General features: G+C 76.0%; 25 protein-coding genes. 20 read left to right on the forward strand and 5 right to left on the reverse strand.

The features are described from left to right. The first annotated feature begins 154 nt into the window (after positions 1-154). The 14 genes from ACH5AR_RS30180 to ACH5AR_RS30245 all read left to right on the forward strand — a co-directional run bounded on the left by ACH5AR_RS30180 (position 155) and on the right by ACH5AR_RS30245 (position 12770). Positions 155-1129: a helix-turn-helix transcriptional regulator gene (locus ACH5AR_RS30180; RefSeq protein WP_396304702.1), complete on the forward strand. Its 975-nt coding sequence runs from the start codon at positions 155-157 to the stop codon at positions 1127-1129. Beyond that, positions 1126-2082 carry a helix-turn-helix transcriptional regulator gene (locus tag ACH5AR_RS30185; protein WP_396304703.1) on the forward strand — a complete coding sequence of 319 codons (957 nt, stop codon included), beginning with the start codon at positions 1126-1128 and terminating at the stop codon, positions 2080-2082. The genes ACH5AR_RS30180 and ACH5AR_RS30185 overlap by 4 nt, the downstream gene beginning before the upstream one ends. A gap of 27 nt (positions 2083-2109) precedes the next feature. After that, a complete protein-coding gene (locus ACH5AR_RS30190; RefSeq protein ID WP_380699046.1) occupies positions 2110-2316 on the forward strand; it encodes a hypothetical protein in 207 nt (68 codons plus the stop codon). Positions 2317-2336: 20 nt separating this feature from the next. Next, a complete protein-coding gene (locus ACH5AR_RS30195) occupies positions 2337-2561 on the forward strand; it encodes a hypothetical protein (RefSeq protein ID WP_396304704.1) in 225 nt (74 codons plus the stop codon). A gap of 191 nt (positions 2562-2752) precedes the next feature. Continuing rightward, entirely contained in the window at positions 2753-3058 is a 306-nt protein-coding gene (gene tatA, locus ACH5AR_RS30200) for a Sec-independent protein translocase subunit TatA (protein ID WP_396304705.1), read from the forward strand. 145 nt (positions 3059-3203) lie between these two features. Continuing rightward, on the forward strand, positions 3204-4094 hold the full coding sequence (gene tatC, locus ACH5AR_RS30205; RefSeq protein WP_396304749.1) for a twin-arginine translocase subunit TatC: 891 nt from the start codon (positions 3204-3206) through the stop codon (positions 4092-4094). A gap of 150 nt (positions 4095-4244) precedes the next feature. Further along, positions 4245-5405, forward strand: a complete 1161-nt coding sequence (locus ACH5AR_RS30210; protein WP_396304706.1) for an NAD(P)/FAD-dependent oxidoreductase — start codon at positions 4245-4247, stop codon at positions 5403-5405. Positions 5406-5484: 79 nt separating this feature from the next. Then, positions 5485-5802, forward strand: a complete 318-nt coding sequence (locus ACH5AR_RS30215; RefSeq protein ID WP_396304707.1) for a (2Fe-2S)-binding protein — start codon at positions 5485-5487, stop codon at positions 5800-5802. After that, positions 5783-7204 carry an NAD(P)/FAD-dependent oxidoreductase gene (locus ACH5AR_RS30220; protein WP_396304708.1) on the forward strand — a complete coding sequence of 474 codons (1422 nt, stop codon included), beginning with the start codon at positions 5783-5785 and terminating at the stop codon, positions 7202-7204. The genes ACH5AR_RS30215 and ACH5AR_RS30220 overlap by 20 nt, the downstream gene beginning before the upstream one ends. A gap of 131 nt (positions 7205-7335) precedes the next feature. After that, positions 7336-8199, forward strand: a complete 864-nt coding sequence (locus tag ACH5AR_RS30225; RefSeq protein WP_396304750.1) for a dihydrodipicolinate synthase family protein — start codon at positions 7336-7338, stop codon at positions 8197-8199. Between the two features lie 83 nt (positions 8200-8282). Beyond that, entirely contained in the window at positions 8283-9287 is a 1005-nt protein-coding gene (locus ACH5AR_RS30230) for a proline racemase family protein (protein ID WP_396304709.1), read from the forward strand. Positions 9288-9349: 62 nt separating this feature from the next. Continuing rightward, positions 9350-10714: an aldehyde dehydrogenase family protein gene (locus tag ACH5AR_RS30235; RefSeq protein ID WP_396304751.1), complete on the forward strand. Its 1365-nt coding sequence runs from the start codon at positions 9350-9352 to the stop codon at positions 10712-10714. Continuing rightward, complete coding sequence (locus ACH5AR_RS30240; RefSeq protein WP_396304710.1) at positions 10714-11742, forward strand: proline racemase family protein; 1029 nt, start codon at positions 10714-10716, stop codon at positions 11740-11742. Before ACH5AR_RS30235 ends, ACH5AR_RS30240 begins: the two co-directional genes overlap by 1 nt. A gap of 146 nt (positions 11743-11888) precedes the next feature. Continuing rightward, a complete protein-coding gene (locus ACH5AR_RS30245) occupies positions 11889-12770 on the forward strand; it encodes an ornithine cyclodeaminase family protein (protein ID WP_396304711.1) in 882 nt (293 codons plus the stop codon). A gap of 53 nt (positions 12771-12823) precedes the next feature. On the opposite strand, the gene ACH5AR_RS30250 is transcribed toward ACH5AR_RS30245, so the two are convergent. Both ACH5AR_RS30250 and ACH5AR_RS30255 read right to left on the reverse strand, forming a co-directional pair. After that, complete coding sequence (locus tag ACH5AR_RS30250) at positions 12824-13153, reverse strand: hypothetical protein (RefSeq protein ID WP_396304712.1); 330 nt, start codon at positions 13151-13153, stop codon at positions 12824-12826. 141 nt (positions 13154-13294) lie between these two features. Next, a complete protein-coding gene (locus ACH5AR_RS30255; protein WP_396304713.1) occupies positions 13295-13912 on the reverse strand; it encodes a TetR/AcrR family transcriptional regulator in 618 nt (205 codons plus the stop codon). Positions 13913-14019: 107 nt separating this feature from the next. On the opposite strand from ACH5AR_RS30255, the gene ACH5AR_RS30260 reads away from it, so the two are divergent. From ACH5AR_RS30260 to ACH5AR_RS30270, 3 genes are all read left to right on the forward strand, one after another. After that, a complete protein-coding gene (locus tag ACH5AR_RS30260; protein WP_396304714.1) occupies positions 14020-14901 on the forward strand; it encodes an NAD(P)-dependent oxidoreductase in 882 nt (293 codons plus the stop codon). Between the two features lie 178 nt (positions 14902-15079). Continuing rightward, on the forward strand, positions 15080-15790 hold the full coding sequence (locus ACH5AR_RS30265) for a GntR family transcriptional regulator (protein WP_396304715.1): 711 nt from the start codon (positions 15080-15082) through the stop codon (positions 15788-15790). Positions 15791-15886: 96 nt separating this feature from the next. Next, a complete protein-coding gene (locus tag ACH5AR_RS30270; protein WP_396304716.1) occupies positions 15887-16414 on the forward strand; it encodes a Uma2 family endonuclease in 528 nt (175 codons plus the stop codon). Here the strand turns inward: ACH5AR_RS30270 and ACH5AR_RS30275 are convergent. Next, positions 16411-17091, reverse strand: a complete 681-nt coding sequence (locus ACH5AR_RS30275; protein WP_396304717.1) for an ABC transporter ATP-binding protein — start codon at positions 17089-17091, stop codon at positions 16411-16413. The genes ACH5AR_RS30270 and ACH5AR_RS30275 overlap by 4 nt on opposite strands. Then, positions 17088-18164 carry an ABC transporter permease gene (locus ACH5AR_RS30280; protein WP_396304718.1) on the reverse strand — a complete coding sequence of 359 codons (1077 nt, stop codon included), beginning with the start codon at positions 18162-18164 and terminating at the stop codon, positions 17088-17090. Before ACH5AR_RS30280 ends, ACH5AR_RS30275 begins: the two co-directional genes overlap by 4 nt. 164 nt (positions 18165-18328) lie before the next feature. Between ACH5AR_RS30280 and ACH5AR_RS30285 the strand changes: the two genes are divergently transcribed. The 3 genes from ACH5AR_RS30285 to ACH5AR_RS30295 all read left to right on the forward strand — a co-directional run bounded on the left by ACH5AR_RS30285 (position 18329) and on the right by ACH5AR_RS30295 (position 21243). Continuing rightward, positions 18329-19534, forward strand: coding sequence for a sensor histidine kinase (locus ACH5AR_RS30285; protein ID WP_396304719.1), 1206 nt, complete (start codon positions 18329-18331; stop codon positions 19532-19534). Next, positions 19531-20157 (forward strand): response regulator, encoded by a 627-nt coding sequence (locus ACH5AR_RS30290; RefSeq protein WP_396304720.1) that lies wholly within the window; start codon positions 19531-19533, stop codon positions 20155-20157. The genes ACH5AR_RS30285 and ACH5AR_RS30290 overlap by 4 nt, the downstream gene beginning before the upstream one ends. 63 nt (positions 20158-20220) lie before the next feature. Further along, entirely contained in the window at positions 20221-21243 is a 1023-nt protein-coding gene (locus ACH5AR_RS30295; RefSeq protein ID WP_396304721.1) for an NAD(P)H-dependent flavin oxidoreductase, read from the forward strand. A gap of 86 nt (positions 21244-21329) precedes the next feature. Here the strand turns inward: ACH5AR_RS30295 and ACH5AR_RS30300 are convergent, their stop codons facing one another. Continuing rightward, positions 21330-22781 carry an aminopeptidase P family protein gene (locus ACH5AR_RS30300; protein ID WP_396304722.1) on the reverse strand — a complete coding sequence of 484 codons (1452 nt, stop codon included), beginning with the start codon at positions 22779-22781 and terminating at the stop codon, positions 21330-21332. Positions 22782-22909 lie beyond the last annotated feature (128 nt).

The following is a 22909-nucleotide window of genomic DNA, read 5'->3' on the forward strand; positions in this document are numbered from 1 at the left end:
GGGCCTTTCCGGGCCGGAACGGCACGGCGCGGACAGCAGGTGCGGGAGGCCGCTTTTGCCGTGCGTACCGCTACCGGTACGGTCGGTCCCGCCGGGTGGTGATCGCCCGGTTGGCGCACCCCGCGCGCGGCGCGGCACACCGGAAGGGTCAGCGATGGCGATCGCCAAGGCAGAGCGGCTGATGAATCTCGCCCTGTGCCTGATGAACACCAGACGTCCGCTCTCCAAGAAGGAGCTGCGGGAATCCATCGAGGCGTACCGCGAGGCCTGGCAGAACAGCAGCGAGGACGCCTTCAACCGGATGTTCGAGCGGGACAAGGACGACCTGCGCGAGCTCGGCCTGGTGATCGACGTCGACGAGAGCACCCTGGACGGCGAGCTCGGCTACCTGGCCCGCCCCGACCGCAACCGGCTGCCCGAGATCGCCCTGGACGCCGAGGAGGCGGCCGCGCTGACCCTGGCCGCCCGGGTCTGGCAGCAGGCCAAGATGTCCGGCGCGGCCAGCGGCGCCCTCCAGAAGCTGCGGGCGGCCGGGGTGCCGTTCGCCGAGGCCGAGGGCCGCACCGCCCTGGAGCCGCGCATCCCCGCCCGGGAGGCCGCGTTCGAGCCGCTGCTCACCGCCGCCCGGGACCGCCGGCCGGTCACCTTCGCGTACCGCAAGGCCGGCGCCGCCTCCGTCGAGCAGCGCAGCGTGGAGCCGTGGGCGCTGGAGTGCTGGCGCGGGCACTGGTACCTGGCCGGGTACGACCGCGACCGGGGCGACGCCCGGGTGTTCCGGCTCAGCCGGATCACCGGCCGGGTGAAGGCGCGCTCCGGGGCCTTCCTCGGCACCGTGCCCGAGCACGTGGACGTCCGGGCCACCGTGGCGAAGTTCGCCGGGGAGGGGGCCACCGCCACCGCGACCGTCCGGGTCCGCCGGGGCGCCGGCTTCCCGCTGCGGACCAAGGCGCTGGGCAGCACCCGGGTGGACGAGGACTGGGACGAGCTGGAGATCCCGTACGGCAACGGGCTGGGGGCGGACCTGGCCGAGTTCGGGCCGGACGTGCTGGTGCTCGGGCCGGAGGAGCTGCGGGCTGATGTGGTCGACCGGCTGCGGGCGGTCGCGGGTACCGACGGAGTGGACGCATGAGCAACGCCATCGACCAGACGCGACGGATGCTGTCGCTGGTCACCTACCTGCGCGAGCGGCCCGGGGCCGAGGTCGCCGAGGTGGCCCGGGCCTTCGGGATCAGCGAGCGCGAGCTGATCGCGGACCTCGACGTGCTGCCCATGTGCGGCACCAGCTTCCGCGGCGGCGACCTGCTCGACATCGACACCGACGGCGAGCGGATCTGGTGGCACAACGTGGACGACGTGGCGCAGCCGCTGCGGCTCGCCGCCGACGAGGCGACCGCGCTGCTGGTGGCCGCCCGCGCGGTGGCCGGGCTGCCGGGCCTGCGGGCCGGGGACCGGGAGGCGCTCACCCGGGCCGTCGCCAAGATCGAGAACGCGGCGGGGGAGAGCGCCGAGGGCAGCGCCCGGGTCGGCGTGACCTTCGAGGCGGAGAGCCACGTCTTCGCCGACATCGACCGCGCGCTCAGCGAGGGCCGCCGGCTCTGGCTGCGCTACTACTCGCACGGGCGCGGCGGGATGACCGAGCGCGAGGTCGACCCGATCCGGCTGCTCACCGAGGGCCACACCTACCTCGAAGCCTGGTGCCGCACCTCCGAGGACCACCGGATGTTCCGGCTCGACCGGGTCGCCGAGATCCGCGTCCTGGACGTCCCGGCCGACCCGCCCCGGCGCGAGCCGCGCGACCTGAGCGGCGGGCTGGTGAACCCGGCCGCGGACGACCCCGAGGTGGTCGTCGAGGTCTCCTCCGGCGGGCGCTGGGTGGCCGAGTACTACACCCACGACCGGGCCGAGGAACTGCCCGACGGCGGGCTGCGGATCACCCTGCGCAGCGCCGACCCCTCCCAGCTGCGCCCGCTGGCGCTGCGGCTGGGCCGGGACGGCCGGATCGTCTCGCCGCCCGAGCTGGCCGAGCAGGCGCGCTCGGCCGCGCGGGAGGCGCTGGCCGCCTACGGGGAGGGGCGGGCCTGAGCGGTGGAACCCGGGACGAGATTCAAGGTGTACTGCTCCGAGTGCCGGGAGAAGGTGGAGCTCCCGGCCGAGGAGTTCCGCCTGACCCTCGGTCGCACCCCGGCCCAGGCGCACTACAGCTTCGGCTGCCCGCGCTGCGGGGCGGCGGTGCGCAAGCCGGCCGGGGAGAAGATCGTCGAGGCGCTCACCGGGGCCGGGGTGCGCACCATGCGGCTGGTCCCGGCGGAGGGGTGACCCCCGTATAGGGTGGGCGCATGTCCTGGATGCTCGTCGCCGCCGTCCTGCTCGCCACCGCGGGCCTGCTGGTCCTCGGGGTCCTCGGGATCCGGCTCTGGCTGGACGTGCGGACGCTGGCCCGGGGCGTGGACACGGCCTCGCGGGCGCTGGCCGCGGCGGCCGGGGACCTGGCGGAGGCGGTGCCGGGCGCGGGCGCCCCGGCGGCGGCCGAGCGGAGCGCGGCGGGCGCGGCGAGCGCGTAGCACAGTCGGCCCCCGGGCGGTACGGGGACTGCTGCGCGCGGGTGAGGGCGGGTTACGCTCTCAGTCGGCTCCTGAACCGCGTACCGGGGGCCGCTGTCCTGTTCGGGCGGCCGTCGTCGTGGCGTCATCCGCAGCGGTTACCATCCGCAGCGGACGGCCCGACGGGCCGCCATGACTGAAGGTGGTCGCGCATGCGCATCTCGATGACCGCGATCGTGGTGATCGTGGTTCTCGCCATCGTGCTGTTCGGAGCCAAGCGGCTGCCGGACCTGGCGCGCTCGCTGGGCAAGTCGATGCGGATCCTGAAGAGCGAGGCCCAGGCGATGCGTTCGGACGGCGCGTCCGAGCAGGCCGCCCGGGCGGAGCCGACCGCGGCCCCGGTCGACGGCGGCACGGGCCGGACCATCCAGTCAGCTCCGGGGGCGACGGCCACGGCCCGTCCGGTGGGCGAGCCCGCCGCCGGGGCCACCGCGCCCGACGCCGACCGCCCGCACTGAGCGCGGCGCACGTGAGGCACCCGACGCGCGGGGCGCGCGCGACCACGGAGGCCCGCCGACCGGCGGGCCCCGACGCACGAGTTGAGGACCGGGGTTGAGCAAGCTCTCCAAGGCGCCGAAGGCGTCAAAGGATCCTGAGGGGCGGATGGCCCTCGCCGACCACCTGAGGGAACTGCGCAACCGCGTGGTCAAGTCGGTCCTGGCGATCGTGGTGTTCGCGGTCGTCGCGGCGGTCTACCACAAGCAGATCGAGCACTTCCTGCTCCAGCCGCTGCCGCAGTGCGGCAAGGACCCGGGGGAGTTCCACGGGCGCTGCGCCCAGGTGTCCAACATCGGCCTCACCGCCGGCTTCAACTGGATGCTGAAGGTCGCGCTGACCGCGGGCGTGGTGGCGGCCGTCCCGGTCTGGCTGTACCAGGTGTGGGCCTTCGTGGCGCCCGGGCTGCACAAGCACGAGAAGAAGTACGCGATCGTCTTCATCTCCTGCGGCGCCCCGCTGTTCCTGGCGGGTGTGGCCTGCGCCATCTGGGTCATGCCGACGATGGTCGAGATGCTGATCTCGTTCACCCCGAGCGACACCACGCCGATCCTGCCGCCCGAGGACTACTTCGACATCGCCACCCGGATGGTGCTGGTCTTCGGCTTCGCCTTCGAGTTCCCGCTGCTGCTGGTGATGCTCAACCTGGTCGGCATCGTGACCGGCAAGCGGCTGCTCGGCTGGTGGCGCGGGATGGTCATGGGCATCACCGTGTTCACCGCGTTCGCCACCCCGGGCGCCGACCCGATCAGCATGCTGCTGCTGGCCGTGCCGATCTGGGCGCTGTACTTCGTGGCGGTGGCCGTCGCGCTGCTCAACGACCGCCGCAAGCGGCGCAACAACCCGGACGCCGACCTGGACGACGAGGAGGCCTCGCAGCTGGACCTCACGGTGCAGGGGGTCGACGGCGCGGAGTCGGTGAGCGCCTCGGCGGCGCCGACGGCCAGCGCCGCGCCGGTGCCGGCGGCCCGCCGCGAGGAGATGGACGACATCACCTGAGCCGGTGGTTCCCGAGGGGCCCCGGTCCGACCGCTCTGCCGAGCGGTGGGCCGGGGCCCCTCGGCGTTCCCGGCCTCGGCGCTGGTGGGGCCGGTCGGCTTTCGGCGGGGCGGTCTTGGCAGCTTGCATGGCATGTGACATATTACTGGCGTGTCGAAGAACGAGGGACCTCCCCTGGACGTCGTCGTGGTCGGCGCCGGTGTGGTCGGCGCCGCCTGCGCCTACTACGCCGCCCGCGCCGGGCTCGCCGTCGCCGTCGTGGACCGCGGGCCGGTGGCCGGCGGCACCACCGGCGCGGGCGAGGGCAACCTGCTGGTCTCCGACAAGGAGCCCGGCCCCGAGCTCGACCTCGCCCTGCTCAGCACCCGGCTCTGGCGCGAGCTCGCCGACGGCCTCGGCCCGGCGGTCGAGTACGAGCCCAAGGGCGGCGTGGTGGTCGCCTCCACCGCCGCCGGGCAGGACGCGCTGCGGGCCTTCGCCGCCGGGCAGCGGGCCGCCGGGGTCGAGGCCGAGGAGGTGCCCGGCGAGCGGCTGCGCGAGCTGGAGCCGCACCTGGCCGAGGGCCTGGCCGGCGGCTTCCACTACCCGCAGGACGCCCAGGTCCAGCCCGCCCTCGCCGCCGCCCACCTGCTGCGCGAGGCCCGCCGCCGGGGCGCCGTACTGATCACCGGGGAGAGCGTCACCGCCGTGGACCTCGGCCCGGACGGCGCCGTGCGCGGCGTCCGGACCGACCGGCGGACCCTGGCCGCCCCCGCCGTGGTGAACGCGGCCGGCACCTGGGGCGGCGAGGTGGCCGCCCTGGCCGGGGTGCACCTGCCGGTGCTGCCCCGCCGCGGCTTCGTCCTGGTCACCGAGCCGCTGCCGCGGGTGGTGCGGCACAAGGTCTACGCCGCCGACTACGTGGCCAACGTGGCCAGCGGATCGGCCGGGCTGGAGACCTCCGCCGTGATCGAGGGCACCCCCGGCGGGCCGGTGCTGATCGGCGCCAGCCGCGAGCGGGTCGGCTTCGACCGCACGCTCTCCCAGGAGGTGCTGCGCCGGCTCGCCGGGCAGGCCGCCGCACTCTTCCCGGTGCTCGCCGGCGTCACCGTGCTGCGGGCCTACCGGGGCTTCCGCCCGTACCTGCCGGACCACCTGCCGGCCATCGGGGCGGACCCCCGGGTGCCCGGGCTCCACCACGCCTGCGGGCACGAGGGGGCCGGCATCGGCCTGGCCCCGGCGACCGGACTGCTGATCAGCGAGCAGCTCACCGGCGGTCGGCCGCAGCTGGACCTCGCACCGTTCCGGGCGGACCGCTTCCCGGCCGGGTGACGGCCCGGCCGCCCGAGCACCCGTACCGGAACGCCTTCCGGACCCTTCCTGGACCCGTGAGATCGGAAAGAGGCCGCCGATGCGCCGCCGCACCCCCGCCGGGCTGGTCGAGGCCGAGCCCGGGCCCGCCCACCACATCGAGTTCGACGGGCGGCCCGTGCCCGCGCTGCCCGGACAGTCGATCGCCGCCGCCCTGTGGGCCGACGGCGTGCTCGCCTGGCGCACCACCAGGGTCGGCGGCAGGCCGCGCGGTGCGTTCTGCGGGATCGGCGCCTGCTTCGACTGCCTGGCGACCGTGGACGGCCGCCCCAACCAGCGCACCTGCCTGCTCCCCGCCGAGCCCGGCACCACCGTCACCACCCAGGAGGGCCACGGCCGTGCCGACCTCACCGTCTGAGACCGTCGACCTCGTCGTGGTCGGCGCCGGCCCGGCCGGACTGGCCGCCGCCGTCGCCGCCGCCGACCTCGGGCTGAGCTGCGCCCTGCTGGACGGCGGGAGCAGCACCGGCGGGCAGTACTACCGCCACCCGGCGCCCGCCCTCGGCGCGGCCCGCCCGGACCGGCTGCACCACCGCTGGTCCGCCTACACCGGGCTCGCCGCCCGGTTCCGGGCGCACGAGCGCGCCGGGCGGGCCGCCTTCCGGGCCGGGCACCAGGTCTGGGCGCTGGAGCGCACCGCGGACGGCTTCGCGGCGCACGCCACCCTCGGGCCGGAGGGCACCGACCGGGCCACCGTCCCGTCCCGGTGGGTGCTGCTCGCCACCGGCGCGTACGAGCGGCAGCTGCCCTTCCCCGGCTGGACCCTGCCGGGCGTGGTCACCGCGGGCGGCGCCCAGGCCATGCTCAAGGCCGGGCTGGTACTGCCCGGGAAGCGGATCGTGGTGGCCGGCAGCGGCCCGCTGCTGCTCGCGGCGGCTGCCTCGCTGGTCACCGCCGGGGCCGAGGTGCCCGCGGTGGTCGAGGCCACCGCCTACCTCGGGTACCTGCGCCGCCCCGGCGTGCTGGCGGGCGTCCCCGGCAAGCTCGTCGAGGGCGCCGGGCACGGCGGCGCACTGCTGCGCCACGGCGTGCGGCCGCGCCCGCGCAGCGCGGTGGTCGAGGCGCACGGGACGGACCGGGTCACCGGCGTCACGGTGGCCCGGCTGGACGCCGACTGGCGGCCGGTGCCCGGCACCGGGCGGCGGATCGACTGCGACGCGCTCGCCGTCGGCCACGGGCTGCTGCCGCAGATCGACCTGGCCACCGAGCTGGGCGCGCGGACCGTCACCGGCCCGGACGGCGCGGTCGCACTGGAGGTCGACGCCCGGCTGCGCACCAGCGTGCCCGGCCTCTGGTCGGCGGGGGAGACCAACGGCGTCGGCGGTGCGGACCTCGCGCTCGCCGAGGGCGAGCTGGCCGCCCACGCGGTGGCCGGGCAGCTGCCGCCGGCCGCCCTGCTGCGCCGCCGCTCGCGGCTGCGGGCCTTCGCCGCCCTGATGGCCGCCGCCCACCGGCCGGGGCCCGGCTGGACGGGCTGGCTGCGCGCCGACACCGACGTCTGCCGGTGCGAGGAGGTGCCGGTCTCGGCGATCCGGGAGGCCGTCGACGACCTGGGCGCGGGCGATCCGCGCACCGTCAAGCTGCTCACCCGGGCCGGGATGGGGTGGTGCCAGGGGCGGATGTGCGGTCCGGCGGTGGCCTGCCTGGCCGGACCGGGTGAGCCCGGGCCCGACCGGCGGCCACTGGGCTGCCCGGTGCCGCTCTCCCAGCTGGCGGCGGGGCCCGGACGGCCGGCGGCCGGACCCGACCCGGAGGCGTAGCGGCTCCGCCGCCGACGGGCGGGCCGGGGACCTTGTCTCCGGCCCGCCCGGTCTAGTAAAATGTCACACCTCATCTAGGAGCTCACGTGTCCATCACCCAGCACGACCCCACCCGCCCCTGGCGCGGCATCATGGTCGCCACCACCCTCCCGCTGCGCCCGGACCACTCCGTCGACTACGACGCCTACGCCGAGCACGTCCGCTGGCTGATCGACTCCGGCTGCGAGGGCGTCGTCCCCAACGGCTCGCTCGGCGAGTACCAGACGCTCACCCCCGAGGAGCGCGCCAGGGTCGTCGAGGTCGCCGTCGAGGCCGCCGGCGACGGCTCCCGGGTCATGCCCGGCGTGGCCGCCTACGGCAGCGCCGAGTCCCGCCGCTGGGCCGAGCAGGCCGCCGAGGCCGGCGCCGGCTCCGTCCTGCTGCTGCCGCCGAACGCCTACCGGGCCGACCACGCCTCGGTGCGCGCCCACTACGCCGAGGTCGCCAGGGCGGGTCTGCCGGTCGTGGCGTACAACAACCCGATCGACACCAAGGTCGACCTCGTCCCCCCGCTGCTCGCCCAGCTGCACGCCGAGGGCTCGATCGTCGCGGTCAAGGAGTTCAGCGGCGACGTCCGCCGGGCGTACGAGATCGCCGAGCTGGCCCCCGGGCTGGACCTGCTGATCGGCGCCGACGACGTGCTGCTGGAGCTGGCGCTGGCCGGCGCCGTCGGCTGGATCGCCGGCTACCCGAACGCCCTGCCGGCCGCCTCGGTGGCGCTGTACGACGCCGCCGTCGCCAAGGACCTGGAGAACGCGCTGCCGCTCTACACCTCGCTGCACTCGCTGCTGCGCTGGGACTCCAGGACCGAGTTCGTCCAGGCCATCAAGCTCTCCATGGACGTCGCCGGGCGCCCCGGCGGCCCGGTGCGCGCGCCCCGCGGCCCGCTCGCCCCGGAGGTCGAGGCGGTCGTCCGCGCGGCCACCGAGAAGGCGCTGGCCGACGGCCTCGCCTGAGTCGGCCCCCGGGCCGGCCGCGGCGTCGGCCGGCCCGGCCTGACCTGCACCAACCATCCGAACCTGTACGGGAGTTGTGACGCATGCGCAGCCGCCACGTGTTCCACGCCGTCGACTCGCACACCGAGGGCATGCCGACCCGGGTGATCACCGGCGGCTTCGGGGTCGTCCCCGGCGCCACCATGGCCGAGCGCCGGGTGCACTTCCAGGAGCACCTGGACCACTTCCGCACCCTGCTGATGTACGAGCCGCGCGGCCACGCCGCGATGAGCGGCGCCGTGCTCCAGCCGCCGACCCGGCCGGACGCCGACTTCGGCGTGCTCTACATCGAGGTCTCCGGACTGCTGCCGATGTGCGGCCACGGCACCATCGGGGTCGCCACCGTCCTGGTCGAGACCGGGATGGTCCCGGTGGTCGAGCCGGTCACCACCGTCCGGCTGGACACCCCCGCCGGGCTGGTCGTCGCCGAGGTGCGGGTCGAGGACGGCGCCGCCAAGGCGGTCACCATCCGCAACGTCGCCTCCTACTGCGTCGCCCTGGACCGCACCGTCGAGGTGCCCGGCTTCGGCAGCGTCACCTACGACCTCGCGTACGGCGGCAACTTCTACGCCATCCTGCCGCTCGACCGGCTCGGACTGCCCTTCGAGCGCGCGCGCAAGCAGGAGATCCTGGACGCCGGGCTGGCCCTGATGGACGCGATCAACGCGGGCCCGGACCGTCCGGAGCACCCGCAGGACCCGTCCATCCACAGCTGCCACCACGTCCAGCTGCTCGCCCCCGGCTCCACCGCCGAGCACTCCCGGCACGCGATGGCCATCCACCCCGGCTGGTTCGACCGCTCGCCCTGCGGCACCGGCACCTCGGCGCGGATGGCCCAGCTGCACGCGCGCGGCGAGCTGCCGCTCGGACGGGACTTCCGCAACGACTCCTTCATCGGGACGACCTTCACCGGGCGCCTGGTCGAGGAGACCGAGGTCGCCGGACGGCCCGCGGTGGTGCCCACCGTCACCGGCCGGGCCTGGGTCACCGGGACGGCCCAGTACTTCCTCGACCCGAGCGACCCGTTCCCGGCGGGCTTCCTGCTCTGACCGGCCGCTCCGCCCCTCCTGCTCCCGCTCCCCCCTCCGCCCCCGTACCTCCCCCCGAAGGGCTGCCGGCTGTGACCATCACCTCGTACAACCCCGCCGACCCGGACGACCTCGTGGTCGCCGTCGAGGAGCCCGGCGCCGAGGCCGTGCGGGCCGCCGTCGGGCGGGCCCGGGCGGCGCAGGGCGACTGGCTCGCCGCCGGTGCGGGTGCCCGCTCCGCGGCGCTCGGCCGGATCGCGGACGCCGTGGAGGCGCACGCCCACGAGCTGGCCGCGCTGGTCGTGCGGGAGGTCGGCAAACCGCGGGCCGAGGCGCTCGGCGAGGTCGCCCGCACCGCGGCGATCTGGCGCTACTACGCCCAGGCCCCGTACGCGCCCTCCGGAGCGGTGCACGAGACCGCCGCCGGCCCCGGGCTGCTGCTCACCCGGCGCCGCCCGTACGGGGCCGCCGGGCTGATCACGCCGTGGAACTTCCCGCTGGCGATCCCGACCTGGAAGGCCGCCCCGGCCCTCGCCGTCGGCAACGCGGTGGTGCTCAAGCCGGCCCCCGAGGCGACCGCCTGCGCGCTGCGCCTCGCGGAGCTCGCCGGGCTGCCCGAGGACGTCCTCACGGTGCTGCCCGGCGGGGCGGAGGAGGGCGCGGCGCTGGTGGCCTCCGCGGACGTGGTCTCCTTCACCGGCTCGACCGGCGTCGGCCGGGCCGTGGTGCGGGCGGCGACCGAGCGCGGGGTGCCGGTGCAGGCCGAACTCGGCGGGCTGAACGCCGCGCTGGTACTGCCGGACGCCGACATCGCCCAGGCGGCCGGGCACATCGCCGCGGCCATCGCCGGGTACGCGGGCCAGAAGTGCACCGCCACCAGCCGGGTGATCGCGGTGGGCGCCGCGTACGAGCCGCTGCGCGAGGCGCTGGTCAAGGCGCTGGCGGCGGTCGACGACACGGTCTGCGGGCCGGTGGTCTCCGCCGCCGCCCGGGACCGGCTGACCGGGGCCGTCTCCTCGGCGGTCGAGGCCGGGGCGAGCGTGCTCACCGGCGGCGGGGTGCCCGAGCGGGCCGGCTGGTACGTCGAGCCGACCCTGCTCGCCGGGGTGCCGGCCGACCACCCGCTGGCGCGCGAGGAGTTCTTCGGCCCGATCGCGGTGCTGCACGCCGCGGCCGACCTGGACGAGGCCGTCGCGCTCGCCAACGACACCCCGCACAGCCTGTCCACCTCCGTCCACACCCGCAGCCTGGACGTGGCGCTGGCCGCCGCCGACCGGCTGGACGCGGGCATGATCCGGGTCAACGCCCCGTCCAGCGGCGTCGACTTCCACCTGCCCTTCGGCGGGGCCAAGGGCGCCGGCCACGGCGACCGCGAGCAGGGCCAGGCCGCCCTGGACTTCTACACCGTCAGCCGGACCGTCAGCGTGCTGCCGGCGGGTGGGGCGTGATGTTCGTCCGCACCGTCGACTACCACACGGCCGGCGAGCCGTTCCGGATCGTGCTGGACGGCGTCCCGCCGATCCCCGGCGACACCGTCGCCGAACGCCGCGCCATCGCGCTCGGCGCGGGCGGCAGCGCGACCGCCCCCCGGCCCAGCGCCCTGGACGACGTCCGGCAGCTGCTCAGCCGCGAGCCGCGCGGCCACGCCGGGATGTACGGCGGCTTCCTGGTGCCGCCGGACGACGACGAGGCGCACCTCGGCGTGCTGTTCTGGCACAAGGACGGCTACTCCACCGCCTGCGGGCACGGCACCATCGCGCTCGGCGCCTGGGCCGTGGACTCCGGACTGGTGGCGGCCCCCGCGGACGGCGTGGCGCGGGTGCGCATCGACGTGCCCTCCGGCCGGGTCACCGCCCTGGTGCACCGCGGCGGCGGCCGGACCACCGGGGTGACCTTCCGCAACGTGCCCAGCCGGGTCACCGCGCCGAAGCTCGCGGTGGAGACCTCGCGCGGCACCGCGGAGGTCGCCGTGGCGCACTCCGGCGCCTGCTACGCCTCGGTGCCCGCGGCCTCCCTCGGGCTGCGCGTGGAACGGGCCCGGTTGCCCGAACTCACCGCCGTGGGGCGGGAGATCAGGGCCGCGCTGGCCGGCCACGAAGCCGTCGCCCACCCGACGGACGCCCGGCTGTCCGGCGTGTACGGGGTGATCCTCCACGACGAGCTCCCCCCGGTGGACGGGGTGCTGACCCAGCGCAACGTCACCGTCTTCGCGGACGGCCAGATCGACCGCTCGCCGTGCGGCTCCGGCACCTCCGCCCGGCTCGCCGTGCTCGCCGCCGAGGGCCGGCTGGCCCCGGGCGAGCCGCTGCGGCACGAGTCGGTCATCGGGACGGTCTTCAGCGGCCGGGTCCTGCCGGGCGGCGACCCGCAGGGCGCGGGCGTGGTCACGGAGGTCGGCGGGACGGCGTTCCGCACCGGCGAGCACGGCTTCGTCCTGGAACCGGACGACGGGCTGGGAACGGGGTTCCTGCTGTGAGCGCGGCGAGTGCGGGCGGTGCGGGTGGGAGCGCCGGGAGTGGGGGCGCCGGGAGTGAGGGCGCCGGGAGTGGGGGCACCGGGAGCGGGGGCGCCGCGAGTCCTGCCGCACGGCCCGGCGAGGCGGTTGCGCCGCTCCGGTACGCCGTGCCGGGCACCGGCGGAGTCGGGCCCGCCGAAGCGGTGGGGGCGGTCGAGCGGGTGCTGCTGGACGGGTTCGACCCGGAGGCGGCACCCGCCCGGTCGGCCGTACCGGTGCCCGCCGGCGAACTGCTGCTGATGCCGGCCGCCGCCGGCCGGTACGCGGGCGTGAAGATCGCCGGCGTCGCGCCCGCCAACCCGGAGCGGGGGCTGCCCCGGATCACCGGCAGCTACCTGCTGCTGGACGGGCCCACCCTGCGGCTGCTCGCGCTGCTGGACGGCGCCGCGCTCACCGCGCTGCGCACGCCCGCCGTCACCGCGGCCGCGCTGCGGCGGCTGGCGGTGCCGGAGGCCGAGCACCTGGTGCTGTTCGGCTCCGGGCCGCAGGCCTACGGGCACCTGGACGCCCTGCTCGCCGTCCGGCCGCTGCGCCGGCTCACCGTGGTGGCGCGCGACCCCGGGCGGGCCGGGGCGCTGGCCGGGTACGGGCGGGGGCTCGGGCTGGCGGCCGCACTCGGCGGCCCGGAGGTGGTCCGCGACGCGGACCTGGTGGTCTGCTGCACCACCGCGCGCACGCCGCTGTTCGACGGCGCGCTGGTGCCCGCACACGCGGCGGTGGCCGCGGTCGGCTCGCACCAGCCGGACGCCCGGGAGGTCGACGAACTGCTCGTCCGGCGCGCCGAGTTGTACGTCGAGGCGCGGACGGCCGCGCACCGGGAGGCCGGGGACCTGCTGATGGCGGGCGTGGCCGGCCGGCAGCTGTGGAACCTCGCCGAGCTGGTGCGCGGGGACGCGCCGGTGCCGGACGGGCGGCCGCGGTTCTTCAAGAGCGTCGGGATGGCCTGGCAGGACCTGGCGGTCGCGGCGGAGGTGTACCGACGGCAGTAGCGGCCGGGCCGCGGCGGGGTGGCGGCTCGGCCGTGCGCCGGCGCGGTCGCGGGTCAGTCGCCCAGGAACACGAGCCAACGGCCCGGCGTGGCGGCGCATTCGGCGAGCAGGTCGCGCAACTCGCGGACGGCCGCCCGCTGCTCCTCGGTGGTGCAGCGGGCGAGCAGGGCGGTGGCCTCCTCGAAGGCCGCGCCCGCGTCCTGGGCGTCGAACAGGGTGTCGCCGTAGGGGTCGATCCGGCCCAGCCGGTGGCGGGCCGGGTCGGCGTGCCGGGCGAGCGCCTCGTCGAGGGCCTCGCCCGGGTGCGCCAGGTGCAGCATCCGGGCGCCGTTGCGGCCGCCACCGGCCGGGCGGCCGTCGTACAGCGCGATGTCGATCGACACGTCGTCACTCCTGGTCGTGGTCGGGGGTCGTGGAACCGGAGCCGGTGCGGCGGGAGGGGATCCCCGCCGCACCGGCTCCTCGCGTTCTGCGGTCCAGAGCCTGCCGGGCGGCTCGCCGGCGGGCGGCCTGCCGCCGGCTGGTCAGCCGCGGTCGCCGGCGTAGGCGGTGAGCAGCCGGGCCAGGTGCTTGCCGGCGACCAGCAGCGGCTCCTCGCTGCGGGCGACCTGGGCGGCCAGCTCGGCGCCCTCCAGCGCGCTGATCACGGTGCCGGCCAGCTCGCGGGCGTCCTCCTCACCGATGCCGGCGGCGCGCAGCCGCTCCGCCACCAGGGCCCGCCAGTGGGCGAAGGCCTCGGCCACCGCCTCCTCGATCACCGGCACCCGGCCGATCGTCTCCAGGGCGGTGCTGGTGATCGGGCAGCCGTCCTGCCAGTCGGAGGCGCGCAGCTCCGTGGCGAGCAGCCGGGTGCAGGAGGTCATCGCCTCGCCGAGGTCGGCGCAGGAGCCCAGCCCGGCACGCAGCAGGGCGGCGAACTCCTCGTCCCCGTGCCGGATCGCCTCGGCGGCCAACTCCTGCTTGCCGCCCGGGAAGAAGTGGTAGACGGACCCGAGGGTGGCCTCGGAGTCGCGGGAGATCTGCTTGATCCCGGTGCCCTCGTACCCCTGGCGCTGGAGCAGCCGGGAGGTGGCCCGGACGATCCGTTCGCGGGTGCCGGGCTTCGCCCCGGCCTGGGGGGAGGTCTTCTCGGGCGTCTTCACGTCGCGATCCTAGCCGAGGGTCTGAGTAGAGCGTTCGTTCCACTCCTGTGCTAGCGTCGGCCCCGGCGCTCTGAATAGAACGTTCGTTCCAGAGGAGGGGAAGGCGCATGTCCGTGGAGCAGCAGACGGAGAAGTCCGTGACGGTGATCGGGCTCGGCCCGATGGGACAGGCGATGGCCGGGGCGTTCCTGGACGCCGGGTATGCCGTCACCGTGTGGAACCGCACCGCCGGGCGGGCCGAGGGCCTCGTCGCCCGCGGCGCGCGGGAGGCGCCCGCCGCGCGGGAGGCCGTGGCGGCGAACGAACTGGTGGTGCTCAGCCTCACCGACTACGACGCGGTGTTCGCCGTGCTGGACGCGGTCGGGCCGGCGCTGGCGGGGAAGGCGGTCGTCAACCTCAGCTCGGACACCCCCGGGCGGGCCCGCGAGGCCGCCCGCCGGCTGGCCGCGCTCGGGGCGGGGCACCTCACCGGCGGGGTGCAGGTGCCACCGTCGGGCATCGGCAGCCCCGGGTCGTCCACCTTCTACAGCGGCCCGGTCGAGCTGTTCCGGCGGCACCGGGCCGCCCTGGAGGTGCTCACCGGGGCCGACTACCGGGGCGAGGACCCGGGGCTGGCGCAGCTGTACTACCAGATCCAGATGGACCTCTTCTGGTCCTCGATGGTCGGCTACCTGCACGCCACGGCGATCGCCGAGGCCAACGGCATCTCGGCCGAGGAGTTCCTGCCCTACCTGAGCTCGACCGCCGCCGCGATGCCCGGCTTCCAGGCGTTCTACGCGCCGCGGATCACCGCCGGGGACCACCGCGGGGACGTGGACCGGCTGGCGATGGCGCTGGCGAGCGTCGAGCACGTCCGGCACACCGCGGAGGACTCCGGGGTGGACGGCGCGCTGCCGGCCGTCCTGGCGCAGGCGCTGCGGCGGGGCGTGGCGGCCGGCGACGGCGCGGCGAGCCTGACCACGATGGTGGGGCGCTTCCGCCGCGGGTAGCCCTGCGTGGGGGTGGAAGATCGTGTGCCGTCGGCCGTTGTCACGGCCGACGGCCGCTGCCACCATGGCTTTCGGTGTCACCAGGGGGGTCGGGACGGGTGCCCGCATCACCGGCCGTCGCGTACGCAACGTAACGTGACATTGTACGCTGGTGTTCTGCACCCACCGGAGGAACACCATGGCCGACCTCAAATCCCGCACCCTGATCTCCGTACAGGAGCGGCTTCGCGACCAGGTCGCCCACGCGCTCCGGGCGGCCCTGATCTCCGGCGAACTGCGCCCCGGCGTGGTCTACTCCGCCCCCGCCCTCGCCGCCGACTTCGGCGTCTCCGCCACCCCGGTCCGCGAGGCCATGCTCGACCTCGCCCGCGAGGGCCTGGTCGAGGCCGTCCGCAACAAGGGCTTCCGGGTCACCGAACTGACCGAGCGCGACCTCGACGACTACACCGAGATCCGCGCCCTGATCGAGGTCCCGACCGTCGGCCGGGTGGCGCGCACCGCCACCCGGGAGCAGCTGGAGCGGCTGCGCCCGCAGGCCGAGGCGATCGTCGCGGCGGCCCGCAAGCACGACCTGATCGGCTACCTGGAGGCCGACCGCCAGTTCCACCTGGACCTCCTCGGGCTGGCCGGCAACACCCGGCTCGTCGAGGTGGTCGGCGACCTGCGCAAGCGCTCGCGGCTGTACGGCCTCAACCGGCTCGACGAGCGCGGCGAGCTGGTCTCCTCGGCGGAGGAGCACCTGGAGCTGCTGGACCTGCTGCTGGCCGGCGACGCGGCCGGGGCCGAGGCCTGCATGACCCGCCACCTCAGCCATGTGCGGTCCCTGTGGGCCGGCGAGCAGAAGCCCGCCGAGCCGGAGGCCCCCGCCCTGCGGCTGCCGTCCCGGTAGGAGCCAAACCCCTCGTTCGGGTGAAGACCGGGCGACGGCCGGCGGTTCCGGAACGGCCCGCACAAGAATCGAAGCGTGCGGAACAGGGCGCTCGACATGGCTGAGCATCTCATCGGGAACTTCCCAGGGCACCGCGTGGAGGTGCTCGGAGGGGAGGTGTCCGTCGAGCCGGTACCGGACGGCCGCCACGCCGCGATCCTCACCGACGTGATGAGGGCCTGCTTCGCGGCAGGACCGGACGACAGGTCCACGGAGGTCTTCCAGCGGCTTGCCATCTGGCTGCCGACCGGGCCGGACGACTTCGCGGTGCCGGATCTCTCGATCGTCGCCGGTGCGGGCGACGACCACATGGTCACCTACAACTGCTACGACCCGAGGATCTTCCGTCTCGTCCTGGAAGTGACCTCGGCGGCCCTGTGCAGCGACCTGACCAGGAAGCCCGCCGCGTACGCGCGGGCCGGGGTGCCCGGGTACGTGATCGTGGACCGGCTCGATCGGCGGGTGCTGGTGCTGACGGAACCCGAGGGTGGCGAGTACCGGGAGCGGGTCGTGCGTCGTCCCGGGCAGGTGGTCACACTGCCCGGGACGACGGTGACGATGCCGGTGGCGCGGCTGTTCGGCTAGACCGCCGCCGGCAGCGTCAGCCTCCCGTCGTGGACCTCGGCGACCTGGTCGACGGCCGTCAGGTGGGTGCGGTCGTGGGTGACCAGGACGGTGGCGGTGGCCCGGCGGTGGGTGAGGTCGGTGATCAGGTCGAGGACGGCCGCGCCGCGCTCGTGGTCCAGGGCGCTGGTGGGCTCGTCCACCAGGAGCACCGTGGGGTCGTTCATCAGCGCGCGGGCGATGTTGACCCGCTGGCGCTGGCCGCCGGAGAGCTGGTGCGGGCGGCGGCCGGCCTGGTCGCGCAGGCCGACGGCGTCCAGGAGTTCCAGCGCCCGGGGCAGGGCGGTGCGCGGAGCGCGGCCGTCCAGGTGGGCCATCACCTGGAGCTGCTCCACCGCGGTGAGCGAGGGCAGCAGGTTGGCCTGCTGGAAGACGATCCCGATCCTGGTGCGGCGCAGCGCGGTGAGCTCCGCCCGGCCGAGGCCCGCGGTGTCGGTGCCGTCGATGACGACCCGCCCGGAGTCCGGGCTGATCAGGGTGGCGGCCACCGCCAGCAGGCTGGACTTGCCGGAGCCGGAGGGGCCGACCACGGCGGTGAGGGAGCCCTTGGGGACGGTCAGCGAGACCTCGTCGAGGGCGGTGAGCCGGCCGTCGCCGTCCGGGTAGGTCAGGGTGATGCGGTCGAGGTCCAGGCTCATCGGGCGCTCCCCAGGGCGGTCAGCGGGTCGACGGAGGTGATCCGGCGGATGGACAGGGCCGCGCCGACCGCGCCCAGGGCGATCATGACGGCGGCGGGCAGCAGGACGGTCGGGGCGTCCAGGACGAAGGGGACGGCGGAGCCGATCAGCGCGCCGAACCCGACGGCGATCGCGGTGCCGACGACGGTGCCGAGCACCAGCAGCAGGACGGCCTGGCCGAGGGCGTCGCGCAGCAGGTAGCGGGTGGAGGCGCCGAGGGCCTTGAGGACGGCGACGTCACCGCTGCGCTGGATCGTCCAGACGGTGAAGAACGCGCCGATCACCAGGGCGGAGATGGCGAACAGGAAGCCGCGCATCAGCTGGAGCGAGCCGTTCTCCGAGGTGTAGGAGCCGATCGCGGCGAGGGCGTCGTCGCGGGTGCGGGTCTCGGTGCCGTGGCGGGCGTCGGCGCCGGCCAGGTCGGCGCCCTTCGCGGTGCCGAGCGCGATGACGGTCGCGTGGCCGGCGCCGCCGGGGGCGGCCTGCTGCCAGTCGCCGAGGGTGGTCCAGATCACCGGGGTGTGGCTGTACGCGGCGTCGCCCTCGACGGCGGCGACCGTCAACGGGCGGCCGGCCAGGGTGAAGCCGGCGCCGGGGGCGAGGCCGCCCAGGTTCTCGGCGGCCGTCCTGGACAGGACGGCCCGGCCGGGGGCGACCCGGGTGCCCTTCGGGGCGAGGCCGGAGTCCTCCTGGACGCCGAAGGCGGAGAGCGCGGCGGTGCGCTGCCCGGCGGCGGCCTTGGTGGTGGTGATGCCGACCGGCTGGGCGGAGGTGACGCCCGGCTCGGCGGCCCAGCCCTGCCACTGCCCGGGGGTGACCTGGGAGTCGGTGAAGGAGAGCTTCTGCCCGTCGGCCGGCCTGCCGAAGACCAGGTGGTCGGCGGGCAGGCCGGTGATCGCGGAGATGTTCTGCCGGCCGAGCCCGGCGGTCAGCCCGGACAGCAGGCCGACCAGGACGGTGATCAGCACGATGACGGTCCCCATCAGGGCGAACCGCCCCTTGGCGAACCTCAGGTCCCTCCAGGCGACGAACACGGTGGGCCTCTCTCTGCGCAGGACTTGTCGACCCTTCCACCGTCCCGGACCGCGGCCCCCGCGGGCATCGCGCCGGGGGTTGCATCCTGGGCATCGAAGGGCAGAGGCGGAGTTCAACCTTTTGATTGATCCCGTTCGGCGCGGGCGGAACCTAGGCTGGACGGATGGCGACCGAACGATCCAGAACCACCCCCGTCGCCCGCGTCCTCCAGGTCTGCCTGCACCTGCTCGTTGCGGGGCTGCTCGTGCTCGCCGCCGCCCGGGCCGTGCTCGTCGACCGGGGCGGCGATCCGGCCGCCGTGGTCGCCGCCGCCACCGCGATGGCCGCCGTCTACGCCGTCGGGCCCCGGCTGGCGGCCGTGCGCCGTTCGCGCCGGGCGGCCGCGCTCTGGCTGGCGCTGCTCGGCCTCACCTGGGCGGGCGTGCTGGTCGCCACCCAGGACGGCGTCTGGTTGGCGTTCCCGCTGTACTTCCTGGAGCTGCACCTGCTGGGGCGGCGCGCCGGGCTGGTCGCCGTCGGGCTGACCGCCGCCGCGTCGATCGCCGCGTGGTCCTGGCACCAGCACAGCTTCGGTTTCGCCGCCTCGGTGGGGCCCGCGCTCGGCGCGGCCGTCGCCACCGCCACCGTGCTCGGCTACCAGGCGCTGTACCGGGAGAGCGAGGAGCGCCGCCGGCTGATCGACGAGCTGACCGCCGCCCGCGCCGACGCCGAGGCCGCGCACCACGCGGCCGGGGTGCTGGCCGAGCGGGAGCGGCTCGCCCGGGAGATCCACGACACCCTCGCCCAGGGCCTCAGCTCCGTCCAGCTGCTGCTGCGGGCCGCCCAGCGGGCCCTGCCGGAGCGCACCGAGGCCGCCGCCGGGTACGTCGAGCAGGCACGGCAGGCCGCTCAGGACAACCTGGACGAGGCCCGCCGGTTCGTCCGGGCGCTGACCCCGCCCGCGCTGGACGGCGATCCGCTGCCGGTCGCGTTGGAGCGGCTGTGCGCCACGACGACGGCGCACGGCGCACTGCCCGTGCACCTGCACGTCTCCGGGGAGCCCGTCCGGCTGCCGGCCGCGCAGGAGGTCGCGCTGCTGCGGATCGCGCAGTCGGCGCTCGGCAACACCGTCCGGCACGCGGGGGCCGCACGGGCGGAGGTGACGCTCAGCTACATGGAGGGCGAGGTGGCGTTGGACGTGTACGACGACGGGGCCGGGTTCGACCCGGCGGCGGTGGCCGGCCGCACCGGCGCGGACGGCGGGTTCGGGCTGCCCACGATGCGGGCCCGGGCCCGGGCGCTCGGCGGCGGCTTCACGGTGGAGTCGGCGCCGGGGCAGGGCACGACCGTGGCGGTGCAGCTGCCGGTCACCGGGGAGGCGGCGCCGTGATCGGGCTGCTCATCGCGGACGACCACCCGGTGGTGCGGGCCGGGCTGCGGGCGGTGCTGGAGAGCGAGCCGGACTTCGCCATCGTCGCGGAGGCGGCCACCGCCGAGCAGGCCGTCGAGCTGGCGGCCGGGCCGGGCGTGGACGTGGTGCTGATGGACCTCCAGTTCGGGCCGGGCTCGGCGATGAACGGGGCCCAGGCCACCGCGGCGATCACCGTTCGGCCGGGCGCGCCGCGGGTGCTGGTGGTCACCACCTACGACACCGACGCGGACACCCTGCCCGCCCTGGAGGCGGGCGCCACCGGCTACCTGCTGAAGGACGCGCCGCCGGAGGAGCTGGCCCAGGCGGTCCGGGCCGCGGCGGCGGGGCGCAGCGCGCTGGCGCCCAGCGTGGCGGACCGGCTGCTGGAGCGGATGCGGACGCCGGCGGCGGCGCTCAGCGCCCGGGAGACCGAGGTGCTGGGGCTGGTCGCGGACGGGCTGGCGAACCAGCAGATCAGCCAGCGGCTGCACCTGAGCCAGGCCACCGTCAAGTCCCATCTGGTGCACATCTACACCAAGTTGGGGGTGGACTCGCGGACGGCGGCGGTGCGCGAGGCGCGGGCGCGGGGGCTGATCCGCTGAGCGTAGGGTGGGGGCGTTCCGTACCCGCAGCAGTGTCGCGTACCGCAGTGTGAGGAGCGCCCGATGACCGTCCGGCTCGACGAGCTCGCCGTCCCCGTGATCGCCGCCCCGATGGCGGGCGGCCCGTCCACGCCCGAGCTGGTGGCGGCGGTGAACCGGGCCGGCGGGCTGGGGTTCCTGGCCGCCGGGATGAAGTCGGCCGCCGCGCTCTCCGAGCAGATCACCGCGGTGCGGAAGGCCTCCGACCGGCCGTTCGGGGTGAACCTCTTCGTGCCCGGCCCGCCCGGGGACGCGGCCGCCGTGGCCGCCTACCGGGAGCGGCTGCGCCCGGAGGCCGAGCGGTGGGACGTGGAACTGCCGCAGGAGGCCGGGCCGGACCGGGATGACTGGGAGGCCAAGCTCGCCCTGCTGGTCGCCGACCCGGTGCCGGTGGTCTCCTACACCTTCGGGCTGCCGACGGCCGAGGAGGCGGCGGCGCTGCGGGCGGTCGGCACGATGCAGGTCGCCACCGTCACCTCGCCGCAGGAGGCGCGGGCGGCGGAGGCGCTCGGGATGGACGCGCTGTGCGTACAGGGCCCGGAGGCGGGCGGCCACCGCGGCACCCACCGGGCGGCGGACCAGCCGGGGGAGCTGCCGCTGCTCCGACTGCTGCCCGCCGTGCGGGAGGTGACGGCGCTGCCGCTGATCGCCGCGGGCGGGCTCGGCGACGGCCCGGCCGTCGCGGCGGCGCTGCGGGCGGGGGCGGTGGCGGTGCAGCTGGGCACGGCCCTGCTGCGCTCCGACGAGTCCGGGGCCTCGGCCGCCCACCGGGCCGCGCTGGTCGAACTCCGGGAGACGGCCGTCACCCGCGCCTTCACCGGCCGCCCGGCCCGCGGCCTGCGCAACGCCTTCATGGACCGCTATGGCCCGTACGCCCCGCCCGCCTACCCGGAGGTGAACCGCCTCACCACGCCGCTGCGCGCCGCCGCCGCCCGCCGCGGCGACACGACCGCCATGCACCTGTGGGCCGGCACGGCGCACCGGCTCGCCCGTACGGGCCCGGCGGAGACGATCGTCGCCGACCTCTGGCGGTCGGCGCGGGAGTAGCGGGTGGAGCGCGCAGGCCGTGGGGCGGGTCAGCGTCCGGGCCGGTGAGCGGGCGGTCACGGTGGCGTGACCGTCCGCTCCCGGGCTCAGGAGAGCATGTCCGCCATCCAGGACTCGACGTCCCCGGCGGCGCGCGGCAGGGCGCCGGACATCAGGTGGGCGCCGTCGGCGGTGATGACCAGGTCGTCCTCGATCCGGATGCCGAGGCCGCGGAGTTCCGCGGGCAGGGTCTCGTCGTCGGGCTGGAGGTAGAGGCCGGGTTCGACGGTGAGGACCATCCCCTCCTCCAGGGTGCCGTCGAGGTAGCGGCCGGCGCGGGCACTGGCGCAGTCGTGGTAGTCGAGGCCGAGCATGTGGCCGCTGCCGCAGAGGGTGTAGCGGCGGTGGAGGCCGTTGTCCTCGGCGAGGGCCTCCTCGGCGGAGACGGGCAGCACGCCCCAGTCGGCGAGGCCCTCGGCGATCACCCGCATCGCGGCGCGGTGGAAGTCGCGGAACCGCGCGCCCGGGCGCAGGGCGGCGATGCCGGCGCTCTGGGCGGCCAGGACGAGGTCGTAGGCCTGGCGCTGGACCGGCGTGAAGGTGCCGCTGAGCGGCAGGGTACGGGTGATGTCGGCGGCGTAGAGGGTGTCGGTCTCGACGCCGGCGTCCAGCAGCAGCAGGGAGTCCGGGTCGAGGGCGCCGTCGTTGCGGATCCAGTGCAGCACGCAGGCGTGGGCACCGGAGGCGGCGATGGTGGTGTAGGAGGTGCCGTTGCCCTCCGCGCGGGCGCGCAGGTCGAAGACGCCCTCGATCCAGCGCTCGCCCCGGTGGTGGCGCAGCGCGGCGGGCAGGGCGCGGACGACGTCCTCGAAGCCGGTGGTGGTGTGGTCGACGGCCAGTTGCAGCTGGCCGATCTCCCACTCGTCCTTGACCAGGCGCAACTCGGAGAGCACGGCGGCCAGTTCGCCGTCCCGGTGGTCGCCGTCCGGCCGCCCGGCGGCCTGGTCGACCAGCGGGTCGGTGCCGGCCAGCACCCGGGTGGGCGGCTGGGGGCCGGTGAGCAGCGTGCCGAGCTCGTCGAGGTGCTCGGTGCGCACCCCGGTGAGCCGGGCCGCCTCGGCGAGGTCGGGGCGGGAGCCGACCCAGAACTCGCCGTACCGGCGGTCGCGGTAGAACGCGCCGCCGTCGCGCGGGGAGCGCGGGCGCAGGTAGAGGACCGGCTCGTGGCCCTCGGGGCCGGCCGGTTCCAGGACGAGGACGTGGTCGGCCTGGTCCTCGCCGGTGAGGCCGGTGAGCCAGGCGTAGGCGCTGTGCGGGCGGAAGCGGAAGTCGAGGTCGTTGCAGCGGACCTTGAGCCGCCCGGCGGGGACGACGAGCCGCTCGCCGGGGAAGGCGGCGGAGAGCCGGGCGCGGCGGCCGGGGAAGCGGTCGTACCCGGGTACCCGGGCGTCGGCGGGCAGCGGGGTGGCGGCCCAGCCGGTGGCCATGAACGAGGCGAGGGCGGGGGAGACCGGGAGGTCGTGGCTCCCGGTGTCGAGGCCGGTCGGGGGGACGGTCACCGGTGAACTCCTTGGCAGGGCTGGGGAGATGCTGACACGGACACAGCTCGGTAACGGGGGTCGTCACCTCTTGTGCAGTGCAATTTCACATTACTATGTTACGGGTCACACAGCGCACCCCCGGCCAG

This window comes from Kitasatospora sp. NPDC018619 (genome assembly GCF_044391605.1).
GTDB lineage: Bacteria > Actinomycetota > Actinomycetes > Streptomycetales > Streptomycetaceae > Kitasatospora.

Excerpts from the sequence above, each read along its gene's own strand:
- ACH5AR_RS30180 (WP_396304702.1), top strand. The coding sequence starts at position 155 with ATGGCGATCGCCAAGGCAGAGCGGCTGATGAATCTCGCCCTGTGCCTG.
- ACH5AR_RS30185 (WP_396304703.1), top strand. The coding sequence starts at position 1,126 with ATGAGCAACGCCATCGACCAGACGCGACGGATGCTGTCGCTGGTCACC.
- tatA (WP_396304705.1), top strand. The coding sequence starts at position 2,753 with ATGCGCATCTCGATGACCGCGATCGTGGTGATCGTGGTTCTCGCCATC.
- ACH5AR_RS30275 (WP_396304717.1), bottom strand. The coding sequence starts at position 17,091 with ATGAGCCTGGACCTCGACCGCATCACCCTGACCTACCCGGACGGCGAC.
- ACH5AR_RS30225 (WP_396304750.1), top strand. The coding sequence starts at position 7,336 with ATGGTCGCCACCACCCTCCCGCTGCGCCCGGACCACTCCGTCGACTAC.
- ACH5AR_RS30230 (WP_396304709.1), top strand. The coding sequence starts at position 8,283 with ATGCGCAGCCGCCACGTGTTCCACGCCGTCGACTCGCACACCGAGGGC.
- ACH5AR_RS30265 (WP_396304715.1), top strand. The coding sequence starts at position 15,080 with ATGGCCGACCTCAAATCCCGCACCCTGATCTCCGTACAGGAGCGGCTT.
- ACH5AR_RS30195 (WP_396304704.1), top strand. The coding sequence starts at position 2,337 with ATGTCCTGGATGCTCGTCGCCGCCGTCCTGCTCGCCACCGCGGGCCTG.
- ACH5AR_RS30215 (WP_396304707.1), top strand. The coding sequence starts at position 5,485 with ATGCGCCGCCGCACCCCCGCCGGGCTGGTCGAGGCCGAGCCCGGGCCC.
- ACH5AR_RS30260 (WP_396304714.1), top strand. The coding sequence starts at position 14,020 with ATGTCCGTGGAGCAGCAGACGGAGAAGTCCGTGACGGTGATCGGGCTC.
- ACH5AR_RS30240 (WP_396304710.1), top strand. The coding sequence starts at position 10,714 with ATGTTCGTCCGCACCGTCGACTACCACACGGCCGGCGAGCCGTTCCGG.
- ACH5AR_RS30285 (WP_396304719.1), top strand. The coding sequence starts at position 18,329 with ATGGCGACCGAACGATCCAGAACCACCCCCGTCGCCCGCGTCCTCCAG.
- ACH5AR_RS30295 (WP_396304721.1), top strand. The coding sequence starts at position 20,221 with ATGACCGTCCGGCTCGACGAGCTCGCCGTCCCCGTGATCGCCGCCCCG.
- tatC (WP_396304749.1), top strand. The coding sequence starts at position 3,204 with ATGGCCCTCGCCGACCACCTGAGGGAACTGCGCAACCGCGTGGTCAAG.
- ACH5AR_RS30270 (WP_396304716.1), top strand. The coding sequence starts at position 15,887 with ATGGCTGAGCATCTCATCGGGAACTTCCCAGGGCACCGCGTGGAGGTG.